At 59.1% G+C, this 15,676-nt stretch carries 16 protein-coding genes; 12 read left to right on the top strand and 4 right to left on the bottom strand.

The annotated features are described in order from the left end of the window. Positions 1-118: 118 nt before the first annotated feature. Complete coding sequence (locus RGAI101_RS17985) at positions 119-1,396, top strand: glycerate kinase type-2 family protein (RefSeq protein WP_008229829.1); 1,278 nt, start codon at positions 119-121, stop codon at positions 1,394-1,396. Between the two features lie 58 nt (positions 1,397-1,454). On the opposite strand, the gene RGAI101_RS17990 is transcribed toward RGAI101_RS17985, so the two are convergent. Beyond that, positions 1,455-1,829, bottom strand: a complete 375-nt coding sequence (locus RGAI101_RS17990) for a hypothetical protein (RefSeq protein ID WP_008229669.1) — start codon at positions 1,827-1,829, stop codon at positions 1,455-1,457. A 239-nt stretch (positions 1,830-2,068) separates the two neighbouring features. Here RGAI101_RS17990 and RGAI101_RS17995 point away from each other — a divergent pair, with 239 nt between their 5' ends. The 3 genes from RGAI101_RS17995 to RGAI101_RS18005 all read left to right on the top strand — a co-directional run bounded on the left by RGAI101_RS17995 (position 2,069) and on the right by RGAI101_RS18005 (position 4,873). Beyond that, the gene (locus RGAI101_RS17995; RefSeq protein ID WP_008229508.1) at positions 2,069-3,055 is read left to right on the top strand and encodes an aldose epimerase family protein; all 987 of its coding nucleotides are present in this window, start codon (positions 2,069-2,071) and stop codon (positions 3,053-3,055) included. Positions 3,056-3,137: 82 nt separating this feature from the next. Then, positions 3,138-3,611, top strand: a complete 474-nt coding sequence (locus tag RGAI101_RS18000) for a MarR family winged helix-turn-helix transcriptional regulator (protein WP_008229790.1) — start codon at positions 3,138-3,140, stop codon at positions 3,609-3,611. Further along, positions 3,608-4,873 carry a multidrug effflux MFS transporter gene (locus tag RGAI101_RS18005; protein WP_008229741.1) on the top strand — a complete coding sequence of 422 codons (1,266 nt, stop codon included), beginning with the start codon at positions 3,608-3,610 and terminating at the stop codon, positions 4,871-4,873. The genes RGAI101_RS18000 and RGAI101_RS18005 overlap by 4 nt, the downstream gene beginning before the upstream one ends. 82 nt (positions 4,874-4,955) lie before the next feature. Here the strand turns inward: RGAI101_RS18005 and RGAI101_RS18010 are convergent, their stop codons facing one another. The 3 genes from RGAI101_RS18010 to RGAI101_RS18020 are packed head-to-tail and all read right to left on the bottom strand — an operon-like array spanning position 4,956 to position 7,459. Continuing rightward, complete coding sequence (locus RGAI101_RS18010) at positions 4,956-5,426, bottom strand: MaoC family dehydratase (protein ID WP_008229748.1); 471 nt, start codon at positions 5,424-5,426, stop codon at positions 4,956-4,958. Between the two features lie 11 nt (positions 5,427-5,437). Next, the gene (locus RGAI101_RS18015; RefSeq protein ID WP_008229615.1) at positions 5,438-6,442 is read right to left on the bottom strand and encodes an NADP-dependent oxidoreductase; all 1,005 of its coding nucleotides are present in this window, start codon (positions 6,440-6,442) and stop codon (positions 5,438-5,440) included. 18 nt (positions 6,443-6,460) lie between these two features. Further along, positions 6,461-7,459, bottom strand: coding sequence for an NADPH:quinone oxidoreductase family protein (locus tag RGAI101_RS18020; RefSeq protein WP_008229650.1), 999 nt, complete (start codon positions 7,457-7,459; stop codon positions 6,461-6,463). A gap of 126 nt (positions 7,460-7,585) precedes the next feature. Here RGAI101_RS18020 and RGAI101_RS18025 point away from each other — a divergent pair, with 126 nt between their 5' ends. Genes RGAI101_RS18025 through RGAI101_RS18060 form a run of 8 tightly spaced genes read left to right on the top strand, consistent with a single transcriptional unit; the run spans position 7,586 to position 15,359 of the window. Further along, a complete protein-coding gene (locus RGAI101_RS18025; protein WP_008229716.1) occupies positions 7,586-8,761 on the top strand; it encodes an acyl-CoA dehydrogenase family protein in 1,176 nt (391 codons plus the stop codon). A gap of 3 nt (positions 8,762-8,764) precedes the next feature. Then, a complete protein-coding gene (locus tag RGAI101_RS18030; protein WP_008229809.1) occupies positions 8,765-9,880 on the top strand; it encodes an acyl-CoA dehydrogenase family protein in 1,116 nt (371 codons plus the stop codon). A 2-nt stretch (positions 9,881-9,882) separates the two neighbouring features. After that, positions 9,883-10,704, top strand: a complete 822-nt coding sequence (locus RGAI101_RS18035; protein ID WP_037230007.1) for an SDR family oxidoreductase — start codon at positions 9,883-9,885, stop codon at positions 10,702-10,704. A 9-nt stretch (positions 10,705-10,713) separates the two neighbouring features. Then, a complete protein-coding gene (locus RGAI101_RS18040) occupies positions 10,714-11,640 on the top strand; it encodes an SDR family NAD(P)-dependent oxidoreductase (protein ID WP_037230009.1) in 927 nt (308 codons plus the stop codon). Between the two features lie 27 nt (positions 11,641-11,667). Continuing rightward, positions 11,668-12,864: an acetyl-CoA C-acyltransferase gene (locus RGAI101_RS18045; protein ID WP_008229630.1), complete on the top strand. Its 1,197-nt coding sequence runs from the start codon at positions 11,668-11,670 to the stop codon at positions 12,862-12,864. A gap of 6 nt (positions 12,865-12,870) precedes the next feature. After that, positions 12,871-13,518, top strand: a complete 648-nt coding sequence (locus RGAI101_RS18050; RefSeq protein ID WP_008229681.1) for a histidine phosphatase family protein — start codon at positions 12,871-12,873, stop codon at positions 13,516-13,518. Positions 13,519-13,529: 11 nt separating this feature from the next. Then, positions 13,530-14,561, top strand: a complete 1,032-nt coding sequence (locus RGAI101_RS18055; RefSeq protein ID WP_008229548.1) for a phosphotransferase family protein — start codon at positions 13,530-13,532, stop codon at positions 14,559-14,561. Next, positions 14,562-15,359, top strand: coding sequence for an IclR family transcriptional regulator (locus tag RGAI101_RS18060; protein WP_037230013.1), 798 nt, complete (start codon positions 14,562-14,564; stop codon positions 15,357-15,359). The last annotated feature ends 317 nt before the right edge of the window (positions 15,360-15,676 follow it).

Genomic DNA, 15,676 nt, shown 5'->3' on the forward strand with positions numbered 1-15,676 from the left:
CCCTATGATACCTGACGCTGCCCATTGATCGGGCACCATGGCAACGGTTATGTTGCGGGGTCCGATCACCGCAAAGACGGATGCACAATTGGGTTTTAGACAAGGTTAGAGACTTTTCATGACGTTAAAAAATCCCGAAACGCTTTTGCGCTCTCTGTTTGACCGTGCGGTCGAAGTGGCCGATCCGATGCAAAGCCTCGCGCGGTTTCTTCCCCCGAAACCCGCCGGTCGGGTTGTGGTTGTAGGGGCCGGCAAAGCCAGCGCGCGGATGGCCGAAGCGGTGGAGGCCGAGTGGGGACCATGCGAGGGGCTGGTCATCACCCGTTACGGCTATGCGCGCCCCTGTCAGGGGATCGAGATTGTCGAGGCCGCGCATCCTGTGCCTGACGCAGCGGGGCAGGACGCGACACTGCGGATGTTGGCCTTGCTTCAGGGGTTTGAGGACGGTGACTTTGTGCTGGCCCTGATTTCTGGCGGTGCGTCCGCGTTGCTGGTGGCCCCGTTGGGTGACATTACCCTCGCGGAAAAACAGGCGGTGAACGCGGCGCTTTTGGCTTCCGGCGCGCCAATCCAGCAGATGAACGTTATTCGCAAGCATCTTAGCCGGGTCAAGGGCGGACAGCTTGCTGCAGCCGCCTATCCTGCGCAGATGCTGGCGCTGATGATCTCGGACGTGCCGGGGGATGACATGGCGATGATCGGGTCAGGGCCGACCGTTGGCGACGTCACCACAACAGCGGACGCCTGTGCTATTCTTGAGCGTTGGCAGATCACGCCACCTGCGTCGGTTGCAGCGGCCCTTGCGAAAGGGTCGCAGGTGATCGCGCCCGAGGATCAGCGCCTGACACAGGTCAAAAACCAGATTTACGCCGCCCCCGCACAATCTCTTGATGCGGCAGAAGCGCTTGCGGTCGCGGAGGGTCTGACCGTGATCCGCCTTGGCAATGACGTGGAAGGCGAGGCGCGCCATGTCGCCCAGGAACACGCGGCGCTTGCGTTGGCAGTGCAGGCGGAACTTGGCCCAAATGATCCGCCCGTTGTCCTGCTGTCGGGCGGAGAGTTGACGGTCACCCGGCGTGGCGACGGCATCGGTGGGCCCAACGCCGAATATTGCCTTGCCTTGGCTCTGGCGTTGGACCGTGCCCCACAGATCTGGGCGCTGGCCTGCGACACGGATGGCGTTGACGGCGCTGCAGAAGTGGCGGGGGCGATCGTGACCCCGGACACCTTGCAGCGCGCCGAACTGGCAGGCACCGACCCGGTGCGGGCCTTGGCCGAAAACGATGCGCACGGGTTTTTTGGCCGGATTGACAGTCAGGTGGTCACAGGACCGACGTTGACGAATGTGAACGATTTTCGCGCCATCATCGTCCAGCCTAAAACCTCAATGACTTGAGAGTGCGCCAAGCGTCGCGATCGCGGCCGAATTTTTCAAGACTGCGATTGCCGTCGTTTTAGACGCGCACCAACTGCGGATGCTGTTCAATCAACGCGCCGCAGCTTTGCACGAAATGATCCATGTACAAGACCAGTTCGCCCGGACAAAGCGCCAGATCGGCGTCGGGCCCCTTGAGGTGGTCGTCTATCTTCAAGCCGCAGGCGCGGGCCGTGGCCCCCAGATCATCAAAGCTGATGGATCCTGCTGTCGCTGCAATCTGATGCAGAATGCCGCGCGCCTGCGTCAGGCTTTCGTTGATGTCTTCAACCGTATCACCTTCCCAAGCGCCCAAGGCGAGGTTGGCAATCGTGGCCTGACGGTCTTTGAGCATGTCCAGAAAACGGGTCTGAATGCGGTCAACACCGGGAAGGCCTTGTGTTTCGTGTATCATACGTCTGTTCCCCCAATTGAAACCGCGCCTTGCGTTCTAACGTTTTGATCGTGATCGGTACCTTCGCGTCTTTTCACGTCAAACCCCTGCTCTTGAACAATAAGACCTGTTTGCCACCATGGCTGAGGACTGTTTTACCCCGTAAGATGGCGGAAATTGGGCGCGGGTCCGAGAAGTTTATGGCAAATTAACCAATGCGATGATTGACCAAGGGTCATGAAAGCGAGGGGAGCAGGGGCATGACTGAGATTTTTGGAAAGACGCCGGACGGCGAAGATGTGATGCGGTGCCAAATCCGCAACGGCGGTTCCGTCGCGTCGATCCTTACATGGGGCGCGACCCTTCAGGACTTTCGGATCGACGGTGTAGATCACGCGGTGGTTCTGGGGGGGAATGACATGGCTGCCTATCTGGGGCCGATGCGCTATTTCGGCGCGGTTGTCGGCCCTGTCGCCAACAGGATCGCGGGCGGCCAGATGGAGGTCAAAGGCCAGCATTTCGATTTGGACAAAAACGAAGCGGGGCGCACGACCCTGCACAGCGGGCTTGCGGGGTTCAGCGATCGCAATTGGTCGTTTGATATGATCGGTCCTGCCGAGTGCCGCCTGATGCTAAGCCACCCTGACGGCTTGGGTGGGTTTCCGGGCAACATCTCGGTCGGCGTTACCTACCGTCTGGATAAAGCGGGTGCGTTGGACATCGAAATCACGGGGATGACCGACGCGCCAACTTATTTCAGCCCCGCATTCCACGGCTACTGGAATTTGTCCGGCGCACGGGACTTGTCCGACCATCTGCTGACTGTTCCCGCGCCGACCTATCTGCCTGTCGATGAGGACCAGATCCCTCTGGGCAGACCTGCGCCGGTCGATGACGGTCCCTTTGATTACCGCACGGCGCGCCCGGTTGGCGCGGTTCTGGATCACAACTTTTGCCTGCCTTTTGTCAGGGGGCAGATGCAGGACGCCTGCAAGCTTGACGCTGCCGGGCTGTCGCTTGCGGTGTCTACAAACCAGCGTGGTGTGCAGATTTACAACGGGCTTTACATTGAAACCGGCGTGACGCGCGGGCATGGGGGGGCTGCCTATGGTTCCTGCGCGGGGCTGGCGATTGAGCCGCAATTTTGGCCAGACACACCACACCAGCCGGGCTATCCGTCCAGTCTGATTGTGCCGGGGCAGGTGTCAAAACATCGGTCCCGCTTTGAGTTTTCAAAAAAGTATTGAGTTTGACAATTGACAGTCGGGGTGTGCGGTATATCTCTGTCCTTAGATAATAAGGTAGGCATATTAAATAGTGGTCCCCCCAATGCGCGACAAAATCAACCCCGACAGCTTTGGTTTTCTTATCAACGACATCGCCCGGCTTAGCCGCGCGGTCTTTGAGGCCGAGATCGAAGCCGCACATCTGTCCGTCACCGCAGCAGAAGCGCGGGTCATGGCCCATATGGCGCGCTGCGGCGCGACGCGGCAACATCTGCTGGCCGAACGGCTTGGCATGACCCCGATGAGCCTGACCGGTTTTCTGGACCGGCTAGAGGCGGCAGGCCTGATCGTGCGCACCGCCGACCTGAGGGATCGGCGGGCCAAGATCGTGACGCTGACGCCGAAGGCCTCAGATGTTCTGGCGCAGATCGCACAGGCCGGTGCGCGGGCAGAGCAGACGTTATCCGACGGCATATCGCCCGACGATTGGGAAAATTTCCACCGCATCGCATTGCAGTTGCGCTGCAACCTGTCGGCCCCCCGTGTCCAGACAGCCAAGGCGGAGGACGCCGCATGACCGCCCCGTTGATGAGCGAACGCAGGACCAGCATCATCGGAGCGATGCTGGTGGCAATCGGCCCGATTTCGATGGCGCTGTTTACACCTGCGATGACCGAATTGGTCCGGGCCTTCGGGTCCACCGAAGCCGTTATCAAGCTGACCCTGACATTGTATTTCGGCGGGTTCGCGTGTGCGCAGTTGATCGCGGGACCACTGTCAGATGCATTGGGGCGCCGTCCCATCACCATCATCTTCATGGGGCTTTATTGCGCTGCAAGCATCGTCGCGGTCATCGCCCCTTCGGTCGAAGTGCTGTTGGGCGCGCGGTTTCTACAGGGCGTCGGTGCCTCTGCCGGGATCGCCATATCGCGCGCACTTGTGCGGGATTTGTTCACTGATGACCGGTCCTCACGGATCATGAACCTGATCGGTATCATCCTTGCCCTGGGGCCCGCTTTGGCACCGACGATCGGCGGGCTGATGTTACCCCTGTTCGGCTGGCGGTCTTTGTTCGTCTTGATGGCCGTGCTTGGCCTTGTGATCATCGCGGTCACGATATTCGCGATGAAGGAAACCGTGGTGGCGGACAAATCGCGGCTTAATCTTCCGGCATTGGGGCGCACCTACAAGATGCTGCTGACGCACAAGCACTTCCTGTCGGCGTCTTTGGTGATTGGCGGGGCCTTGGGCGCGCTGTACGCGCAGGCCACGTTTTTGCCGTTTATCCTGATGGATAATGTCGGGCTAAGCTCGGCAGAATTCGGGGTGTCGATGCTGGCGCAATCGGGCAGCTTTTTCGTGGCGTCGTTGCTGTGCCGCAGCCTGATGGAGAAATATGGGGCGGATCGTCTGGTCGGCCCGGGTCTTGGCTTTATCGCCGCGGGAAGCCTTGGCACCATGACCTTGCTGTTCTGGCCGCCCAGCTTCCTGCATGTGATGATTCCGGTCGCAATCTATTCCTTTGGCATCGCCTTTGTGATGCCCGCCATGTCGACGGCGGCCCTGGCCCCCTTTGGCAAGGCAGCAGGGGCGGCGGCATCCATGATGGGCTTTATCCAGATGGGATCCGGCCTGTTGATGGGGTCGATCGGGGCGTTGATGGGAAATGCGGTGATCGCAATGGGCGTCCTTATTCCGATCATGGGGGCAACGGCCTGCGTCGCCTTTATCCTCTTTCGCAAGATCAGCCCGGTCGTCCCGGTCCAGTCCCCATCGGCGGTCCCGATGGCGGGCCCGATGGTCGGACAGACCACGCGTCTTACGGCACCTGAAAAATGATTTGAACGCGTCGCAGCGCGCTTTGAGCAACGATGAAAGGCCATCCGCACATCACGGATGGCCTTTTGGGGTTGCTGCCGGATCAGTCCTTGAAAACAGCCAGCCCCAGCCATTCGGCAATCAGGGCAGGGGTCTCTTCGCCCTCAATCTCGATCGTCAGCAGGTTTTCACGCAGCATGTCGGTCGCATTGCGGGCCGTGACCTTTTGCAAGGTAAACCGGCCGCGCAGCCGCGACCCGGCTTTGACCGGTTTGAGAAACCGCAGCTTGTTCATGCCGTAGTTGATGCCCATCACCTGTCCGGGCATCATGCTAAAGCAGTCATAGGCAAAGCGGCTGGCCAGCGACAGGGTCAGAAACCCGTGGGCGATGGTGCCACCAAACGGCGTTTCCGCTGCGGCGCGTTCGGGATCTATGTGGATCCATTGCAAATCGTGGGTCGTCTTGGCGAATTGATCGATCATTTCCTGATCAACGGTGATCCAGTTCGAAACGCCGACTTCGGTCCCGATCAGGGTTTCACTATGCGCAACCGCGTCTTTGAGTGCAGACATCCTTGGCCCTCCTATGCCGGATCAGCGGCAACACGCACCATGCGCTTGCCTTTGTTATCGCCAGCAAGCAGCCCGATCAGCGCTTGCGGTGCATTTTCAAGACCTTCAACGATGTCTTCGGTCACCTTGATCTGACCGTTGGCGACCCATGTCTGCAGCGCGCGCAGTGCCTTGGCGTCGTTATGCGCCCAGTCCATGACGATGAAGCCTTCCATGCGCAGACGCTTTACCACCACAAGGCCGGGCAGGTTGCGCGGGCCGGAGGGGGTTTCGGTGTCATACTGGCTGATCGCGCCGCAGCAGACGATGCGGCCCTTTTCGTTCATGCTGAACAATGCGGCTTCCAGCACGGCACCGCCAACATTGTCGAAATACACATCGACGCCGTCCGGGCAGGCCGCCCGCAACGCTTTGGACATGCCCGGCGCGCGGTAATCGATGCAGTCGTCAAAGCCCATCTCCTCTTTGACCCATTTGCACTTCTCTGCGCCGCCGGCGATGCCCACGACGCGACAGCCAAGCGCCTTGGCGATCTGCCCGACATAGCCGCCGACAGATCCTGCCGCCGCCGATACCAGCACGGTTTCCCCCGCAATCGGCTGTCCCACGGAAATCAGTCCGTGAAAGGCTGTCTTGCCCGCGATGCCATAGACGGACATCAGGTTGGAAAGTTCCGGCACCTTTGGCAGCTTTTCGCATTTGCATGCGTCAGCCACGACGTAGTCCGACCATGTTGCCTCGGCCGCGACGATGTCGCCAACGGCCAGACGGTCTGACTTGCTCTCGGTCACTTCGCAGATGGCATAGGTGGGCATGGCGTCGCCCGCATTGACCGCCGCGCGATAGGTCGCCCCTTTCATCCATGACCGGTTGGCCGCGTCGATGGACATCAAGATCACCTTGAGCAGCACCTGACCGTCGCCAGCCGTCGGCATGTCTGTCGTGGTTTCCTTGAAATGCGCGGGCGTCAACGCGTCGGTCGGCAGCTCGGCAATCGTAATCTGTCGGTTTGTCATCGTCCTATCCTTTCAGGCTCAATCGACGTCGAGAACGACTTTGCCCAGAACCTTGCGATCCTGCATCAGGTTCAACGCATCGGCGGCCTTTTCCAATGGGAAGCGGGCGGAAATGCGCGGTTTGATCTGGCCTTCGGCGTACATGCGGAACAGATCTGCCATATTTTCCGCATGGATTTCCGGTTCGCGCACCGTGTGAGCCCCCCAGAAGACGCCGACGATCTGACAGCCTTTCAGCAGCGTCAGGTTCAGCGGAATCTTCGGGATACCGGCGGGGAAACCCACGACCAGATAGCGGCCTTTCCACGCCAGGGCGCGCACGGCGGGCTCTGCATAGGCCCCCCCGACCGCGTCATAAACCACATCGACACCGTCACCGCCCGCAAGTCTCTTGATCTCGTTCGAGAACTCTTTTTGCGTGGCGCGGTCGTCCATGTCGCGGCTGTAGACAATCGTTTCATCCGCGCCCAGATCACGGCAGAACTGTGCCTTTTCCTCGGACGATACGGCGGCGATGACACGTGCGCCCGTGGCCTTGCCAAGTTCGATCGCAGCGGCCCCGACACCGCCTGCGGCCCCAAGGATCAGCAGGGATTCGCCCGGCTGGATTTCGGCCCGGTTTTTCAGTGCGTGATGCGACGTGCCGTAGGTCAGAACCAAACATGACGCTTCGTCATATGGCATTGCATCGGGTATTTTCATGACCCGATCGGCACCGATGCACATCTCGGTCGCGAAGCCGCCAAAGCCGGTCATCGCCAGCACACGGTCGCCGACAGCCACGTTCGTGACCCCTTCACCAAGCGCTTCGACATCGCCTGCAACTTCGCCGCCGGGGGCAAACGGGCGCGTCGGTTTCATCTGGTAAAGGTCCTGAATGATCAACGTATCAGGGAAATTCAAGCCAGCGGCGCGCACCCGGATGCGGACCTCGCCTTTTTTCGGTTCGGGTTGGGGAAGCTCGGTCAGCTCCAGGGTTTCGGGGCCGCCTGGCGCGGTGCTTAGCATGGCTTTCATATCGTGTTTCCTCCTTAAGAATTTGCAAAGCAATAGGCGCGTTCAGAAACTGTCTTGTCAATCGAATTTCGAAATGCAATTTTGCAGTGCGGAATTGTTAACCGCAAAACGAGGGGGGAGAAGACGATGCAGTCCAATCAGGAACTGGAGGGTTTCCGTATTGAACTGCGCGATTGGCTCGAGGCAAATTGCCCGGCCGAAATGCGCGGTGGCGAAGCCAGTGAAGCATCCATCTGTTGGGGTGGCAAGAATTTCGAGTTCGAATCAGACGCGCAGCGCGACTGGATGGAACGCGCCGCATCCAAGGGGTACACAGTGCCCACATGGCCGGTTGAATATGGCGGTGCCGGGCTGACGCGTCCGCAGGAAAAGATTTTCAAAGAGGAAATGAACCGTATCGGTGCCCGCAGTCCTTTGGACAGCTTTGGCATCTGGATGCTTGGGCCAGCCTTGTTGCATTTCGGATCCCACGAACAAAAACTGCATTACCTGCCCCCCATCGCACGCGGTGAAATCCGTTGGTGCCAAGGCTATTCCGAGCCGGGTGCAGGATCGGATCTGGCCAGCGTCCAGACCCGCGGCGAAGACAAGGGCGACCACTGGCTGGTGAACGGTCAGAAAATCTGGACCTCTTACGCCGACAAGGCCGACTGGATTTTCGCGCTGATCCGCACGGATCGCGAAGCACCCAAGCACAAGGGTATTTCGTTTCTGTTGATCAACATGGAAGACGCAGGCGTCGAGACGCGCCCGATCAAGCTGATTTCAGGCGCTTCGGTCTTCTGCGAGACATTCTTTACCGATGTGAAGGTTCCGAAAGATCAGATCGTCGGCACCGAGAATCGGGGTTGGGACGTGGCGAAATACCTGCTGACCCACGAACGCGAGATGATTTCCGGCGGCGGTCAGGGGCTGTCCGGCGGGCGTGCTTTGGGGGCCGTCTTGAACGAATCCCTTGGCGAAGGTCAGGAAATGGAGACCACCCTGCGCGCCGACGCGATGCGCTGCGAGGTGGACGCGCTGGCGATTGGGCTGACTTTGGAGCGTTACAAGGATCAGGCCGAAGCGGGAACCGGTGCGGGCGATGCGTCCGCGATGCTCAAATACATGGGCACCGAGCTGAACAAACAGCGCCATGAACTGTTGATGGCTGCGGGCGGTTCCGATGCGTTGGAATGGGACGGGCCTTTGGGCAACCGGCCAGCGGATTGGCTGCGTACCAAAGCGAATTCAATCGAAGGCGGCACATCCGAGGTGATGCTGAGCATCGTGTCGCGCCGTGTACTTGGGCTGGGGGCGTAAACCATGGCAAATCTGGTAATGACCGAAGACGAAACCATGCTGGCAGACGCTGCACGGGGTTTTCTGGATAAATCGGCCCCCGTCAAAGCGTTCCGCGATCTGCGCGATGCGGGTAAAACCCACGACGCGAAGATGTGGAAGGAAATGGCTGAAATGGGCTGGGCCGGCGTGTTGGTGCCTGAATCCGCTGGCGGGTCCGATATGGGGCATGCGGCGGCGGGCGTGCTGGCGCATGAGATGGGCAAGACCTTGGTCGTCAGCCCGTTTTTGTCGACCGCTGTGATTGCCGCGACTGCGCTGCGCAACGTTAGCGATGCGCGGGCTGAGAAGGCTTTGGCCGCGATTGCGACGGGTGACGTGACCTATGCGCTTGCCGTTGACGAGACGCCCAAGTTCAACCCCGAAGCCGCGTCGATGGTGGCCACGCGCGAGGGCAACGGTTTCCGGTTGTCGGGTAAGAAGACGTTCGTCGTAGACGGGGCGCTGGCAGATCGTTTGTTGGTGCTGGCCAAGACCGATGAGGGTTTGACCCTGTTCGATATCCCCGCCGACCGTGCTGGCATCAATCGCACCGCGCAAAACATGATCGATGCACGGGATTCCGCGCGGATCGATTTCGACAATGTCGAAGCCACCGGCGATGATGTTCTGGGCCAGGTCGATAGCGCGATGAGCATTCTCAAGCCTGCGCTCGAAGCGGGACAAGCCGCGCTTGCCGCTGAGATGGCAGGGCTGTCTGCCGGGGCTTTCGGGATGACTGTTGCTTACCTCAAAGAGCGCAAGCAGTTCGGCACCGTGATCGGCAACTTCCAGGCTCTGCAGCACCGCGCCGCCCACCTGTGGTGCGATATCGAAGTGACAGCATCGGCGATCCTGAATGCAGGTCGCATGCTGGACGAAGACCCGGATAACGCGACCATGGCCGTATCGCTGGCCAAGGCACGCGCGACGTCGACGGCGCAGCTGGCGGTTCAGGAAGGTGTCCAGATGCATGGCGGGATCGGCATGACCGACGCTTATGATATCGGATTTTACATGAAGCGCGCCCGCGTGGGTGCTGAATGGCTGGGCGATTATGGCTATCACGCTGCTCAAGTCGCCAAGCACAGAGGATTTTGATCGTGGATATTCAAACACTTTTCGGGCTTGAAGGCAAAACTGCCCTTGTCACCGGCGGGGCCACTGGCATCGGGCGCATGGCTGCCGAAGCTTTGGTGCGGGCCGGTGCGACTGTCCTGATCGCCAGCCGCAAGGGGGATGCTTGCGAAGCCGTCGCCAAAGAGCTGAACGCGATGGGAGCCAGCGGCAAGGCCATCGGTTTTGCAGGCGATGTCGGCACCGAGCCGGGTGTTGATGCGATGGTCGAAGCTGTGAAGGCGCATACCGATCGCCTTGATATCCTGATGAACAACGCGGGTATTACATGGGGTGCGCCTTTGGGCGATTTCCCGTTCAAGGCATGGGAAAAGGTGATGGCGGTGAATGTCGCGGGTCTGTTCGATCTGACACAAAAACTGCTGCCCATGCTCAAGAAACACGCGACAATCGAAGACCCTGCACGTGTTGTGAATGTCGGGTCGGTCATGGGCGAACGCGAGATGGGCGATGGGGCCTACAGCTATTCCGCATCCAAGGCCGCCGTGATCCACCTGAGCAAGATTTTGGCCAAGGAACTGGCCGGCGATGCGATCACCGTGAACGCATTGGCACCGGGGCCGTTCGTGTCGCGCATGACCGCCTTTGCCACCCATGACGAAGGCATGCGCAGCAAGGTCGGCCAAGATGTGCCGCTGCGTCGCGTGGGTACGGATACTGACATCGCGGGCTGCATGCTGTTTCTATGTGGCACAGGCGGATCTTATGTCACCGGCGCTGTCATCCCGGTGAGCGGCGGCATCAATGTGATGAGCGGTCCGAACATCTTTGAACAAGCACTGCATTAAGGGGCTATGATGGACATCCGATTTGATAACCGCGTGGCGATTGTTACGGGCGCTGGTACCGGTCTTGGCCGCAGCCACGCCTTGGGGCTGGCCGCGCGGGGCGCAAAAGTCATGGTCAATGACCTTGGTGTAACAACGGACGGGAAAGGCGCGTCATCGGCCGCCGCCGAAGCCGTTGCGCAGGAAATCCGCGACGCGGGTGGCGAGGCGATGGCCCACGGTTGCGATGTGTCGGACGAGGCTGGCGTCGCCGATATGGTCGCAAAGGTCATGGAGGCATGGGGCCGCATTGATATCGTCGTGAACAACGCCGGTATATTGCGCGACAAGACATTCTCCAAGATGGAGATGTCTGATTTCCGCAAGGTCGTCGATGTGCACCTGATCGGGTCTGCCAATGTCACCCACGCGTGCTGGCCGATCATGCGTCAGCAGAAATATGGCCGGGTCGTGCTGACGTCGTCAGCGTCGGGCCTCTATGGCAACTTTGGGCAATCCAACTATGGTGCGGCCAAAGCGGCGATGATGGGGCTGATGAACGTGCTGCATCTGGAAGGTGCGCGCGACAACATTCGCGTGAACACGCTGGCCCCTACGGCCGCGACACGGATGACCGCTGATCTGCTGCCCGAACAGGCGCAGGCGCTGCTTGCGCCCGAAACCATCACCCCCGGTCTGCTATATCTGGTCAGCGAAGATGGCCCAAGCCGGGTGATCTTGGGTGCGGGTGCGGGCAGCTTTGCCCAAACACGTGTCTATGAAACCGAAGGTGTGACCTTGACCGGCGATGACAACACCCCCGAAGGTGTCGCCGCTGCCTTCGACAAAATTACCGATGCGGATGGCCAGCAAGAGCTGACCGATGCTTTCAGCCAAACGAAAAAATACGCTCTCAATGCAGCCAAGGCCCAGGGTCTTGATCTGGATTGGAGCTAACAGACCAAACTTTAAAGGGAGATCACCATGCGTGACGCAGTAATCGTATCAACGGCCCGGACCCCGATCGGCAAAGCCTATCGCGGTGCGTTCAACAACACGACACCTCAGGAACTGGCAGGTCATGCCATTGCACACGCGGTCAAACGCGCAGGCGTCGACCCGTCCGAGATTCAGGATTGCATCATCGGTGCCGCGCTTCAGCAGGGCGCTTCCGCAGGGAACATCGCGCGTCAGGCCGCCATCCGTGCCGGTCTGCCCGTGACCGTTGCTGGCATGTCGCTCGACCGTCAGTGCGCCTCTGGCATGATGGCGATCGCGACGGCGGCCAAGCAGGTCATCACCGATGGCATGGATGTTGTCATTGGCGGCGGTGTCGAAAGCATCTCGATGGTGCAAACACCTGAAATGCGCGTAAAGGCGGATTCCTGGATTAAGGAACACAAGCCCGAGCTGTACATGACCATGCTGGAGACAGCCGAGACCGTGGCCGAACGTTACAACGTCAGCCGCGAGCGTCAGGACGAATATGCGGCACGGTCGCAGGAACTGACCCATCTGGCCCAACAAGCCGGTAAGTTCGACGATGAAATCGTGCCTTTGACCTCGAAAATGCTGGTCCAGAACAAAGAGACCAAAGAGATTTCCGAACACGAAGTCACGCTGGAAAAAGACGAGGGCAACCGCCCCGGCACGACCGCTGAAAGCCTTGCTGGTCTCAAGCCTGTGCATTCCGACGGTATCCACATCAAAGAAGGCAAATTCATCACGGCCGGTAACGCCTCGCAGCTGAGCGATGGCGCATCGGCAACTGTGATCATGGAAGCGAAAAAGGCCGAGAAAATGGGCCTTCAGCCCTTGGGCCGCTACGTGGGTGTGATGGCCGCAGGGTGCGAGCCGGATGAAATGGGCATCGGTCCGATCTATGCCGTGCCACCGCTGTTGAAGGCACACGGCTTGAAGATCGAAGACATCGGTCTTTGGGAATTGAACGAGGCGTTTGCAGTTCAGGTTATCCAGTCGCGTGACGTATTGGGCATCCCTGACGAACTGCTGAACGTGAACGGCGGCGCGATTTCCATCGGTCACCCCTACGGCATGTCGGGCGCACGCATGGTCGGCCACGCGCTGATCGAAGGCAAGCGTCGCGGTGCCAAATACGTTGTCTGCACCATGTGTGTCGGCGGCGGCATGGGTGCTGCTGGCCTGTTCGAGGTTCTGTAAACAACTATGGGAGAGCTTTTGGTCATCCGCCATGGACAGGCGTCATTCGGGGCTGACAACTATGACAAGTTGTCGGATCTCGGGCACCGGCAATCTGAGGCGGTTGGTCAGGCCCTTCGTGACATGGGATGGGTGCCGGACCGACGGGTCACCGGCACCCTGACCCGCCAAAAAGAAACGCTTGCCTCGATGGGTTTCGAGGCGGACGAAGAACATGCAGGGTTCAACGAATACGATTTTCAGGACCTGCTGAATGCCCGTTACAAGGGCGACGTGCCTGAACTGGTCAAAGGCGACCGCAAAGTCCATTTCCGGACCCTGCGCGAGACAGTCTTTCAATGGCAGGCCGATGAAATCGACGGCCCTGCCGAAAGCTGGGACACCTTTACAGCTCGCGTCGAAGCGGCCCGTCTTGCGGCCTGTGCGACCGGGGCTGAACGCGTGTTGGCCGTCAGTTCTGGCGGAGTGATCGGACAATTGACGGCGGCATCGCTCGGTGCGCCGGACAAGATGATGATGACCCTGAACTTGCAGATCAAGAACACTTCGATTACCAAATTCGTCTTCACCAACTCCGCGTTTTTTCTGCATGAATTCAACGCGACACCACATATGATGTCAGGCAAAGCCGCCGACATGCTGACCTACAGTTAAGGAATGAAACCATGAGTACCGATACGCAAACACTCGATATTCCGACGGTCAGCGCTTATCTGGAAAAGCACTTGGAAGGGTTCGAAGGCCCGCTTGACGTGAGCAAATTCCAGGCTGGCCAGTCGAACCCGACCTTCCTTCTCAAGACTCCAAGCCGCAACTATGTGTTGCGCCGCAAACCGCCGGGGGTTCTGTTGAAGTCCGCCCATGCGGTTGATCGTGAATTCCGCGTCCAAAAGGCGTTACAGGATACCGATGTTCCCGTCTCCAAGATGCATTTGCTGTGCGAAGACGATGATGTGATCGGATCGGCGTTCTACATCATGGACCACATCAACGGGCGCAACTTCATGGACCCGCGCATGCCGGACGAAACCAACGAAACGCGTGCGGGGATCATGGACGAAATGAACCGCGTGCTGGCGGCGCTGCATGACGTGGATATCGATGCCGTCGGGCTGTCGGATTATGGCCCACCCGGCAATTACTATGAGCGTCAGGTCGGTCGCTGGACCAAACAGTACCGCGCATCGGAAACCGAAAATCTGCCTGATATGAACCTGCTGATCGAACGTCTTACGGCAAGTATTCCGGCGGACGACGGCCAGCGCACACTGGTGCATGGCGACTACCGGATCGACAACATGATGTTCGAAAAGGATGGTACAAAATGTCTGGCGGTGCTGGATTGGGAATTGTCTACGATCGGACACCCCTACGCTGATCTTGCCGCCGTGATCATGCAATGGCAGATGCCGGCGGGCACCGAAGGGCGTGGTTTCGGAGGTGCGGATCGCAAGGCGCTTGGTGTGCCCACGGATGAAGAGTTTATCGCCAAATATTGCGAGCGTCGTGGATTGGACGGGATCGATAACTTTGGGTTCTATCTGGCGTTCTGCTTTTTCCGCATGGCCGGCATCATCCAGGGGGTGCTGAAACGTGCGCTGGATGGCAACGCGTCAAATCCGGAACGCGCTATGAAGGTGGGGGCCTATGTGCCGGTTTTCGCGGCCAACGGTTTGAAGGCATTGGACAGCAAGTAAATGGCACAGAACGAGTTCGCGAATGACCCGGCAGAGGCAAAGGATAGAAACTTTGTGACGGCGTTGGCGCGCGGGCTTGACGTGCTGCGCTGTTATCAGGTGAATGAAACCGCGCTGACCAACACTGATTTTTCGGAACGCACGGGTCTGCCGAAAGCCACGGTTTCCCGGCTGACCCATACGCTGTGCGAACTGGATTATCTTGTGGCCGATCCCCGCACCGGGACCTACCGTCTGGGCGCGGGCGTGTTGCAGCTGGGCTTTGGCGTGCTGACCAGCATGGACATCGGCGATCGGGCAAAAGACGAAATGACCGCCCTGCGCGACGGCCCTAATTCCTATATCACCGTTGCGATTGGCGAACAGTACCGGCTTGATGCCGTGTACATCTGTACCAAACGGTCTCGCGAGGATGTCGCGTTGCAAATGCGGGTGGGGTCGCGCCTGCCGCTGTTTGACTCCGCGATAGGGCGGGCCATCCTGGTCGGTTCGGATGACGTGATACGTGACCGCGCCTTTGCGCTTGCCGCCGACGTCGATGCGCAGACCAAGGCGCGGGCCCATGCAAGCTATGAGGCTGCGGTCGAGGAATATGCCGAAAAAGGCTTTTGTTCGAGCTATGGCGATTGGCGGGCTGATGTGAACGGCATTGCCGTGCCGATTTTTTCGCCGAACGGGTCAATCGTCTATGGGTTGAACATTGGCGGGCCGTCGTTCCATGTGAAGAAAAAGCAGCTTGAAACGGTTTATGCCAAACGCCTGATCAAAGCCGCCGAGGCGATCAGCATTCGTATCTGACACTGCCTGGCAAAGGCGCTAACCCCCTCAGAATCAATTCACAAATCGCCAGATGGTCTTCCCTCTACCCCGTCTGGCGCGTTGCATGTCCCGCTAATTTTGGCGGGGCGTGGGTGCGTGATCGTAGTGCAGAAATATATCGGAAAAAACATCACGTCATGCGTAAAAATTTTTACGAGGACGATTTCCGGACAAATGTCAGGAAGCTGTCTATTTTGAAGGCGACGCGTTCGAATTTCTCTGATTGATAAAGTTTATACGAAACAAGATGTTATGGAGCTTTGTGCGGAATTTCCGGGCATTCTGAAGTCTTCCGC

The sequence above is a fragment of the Roseobacter sp. GAI101 genome, from assembly GCF_000156335.1.
In the GTDB taxonomy this organism is placed as follows: domain Bacteria; phylum Pseudomonadota; class Alphaproteobacteria; order Rhodobacterales; family Rhodobacteraceae; genus Sulfitobacter.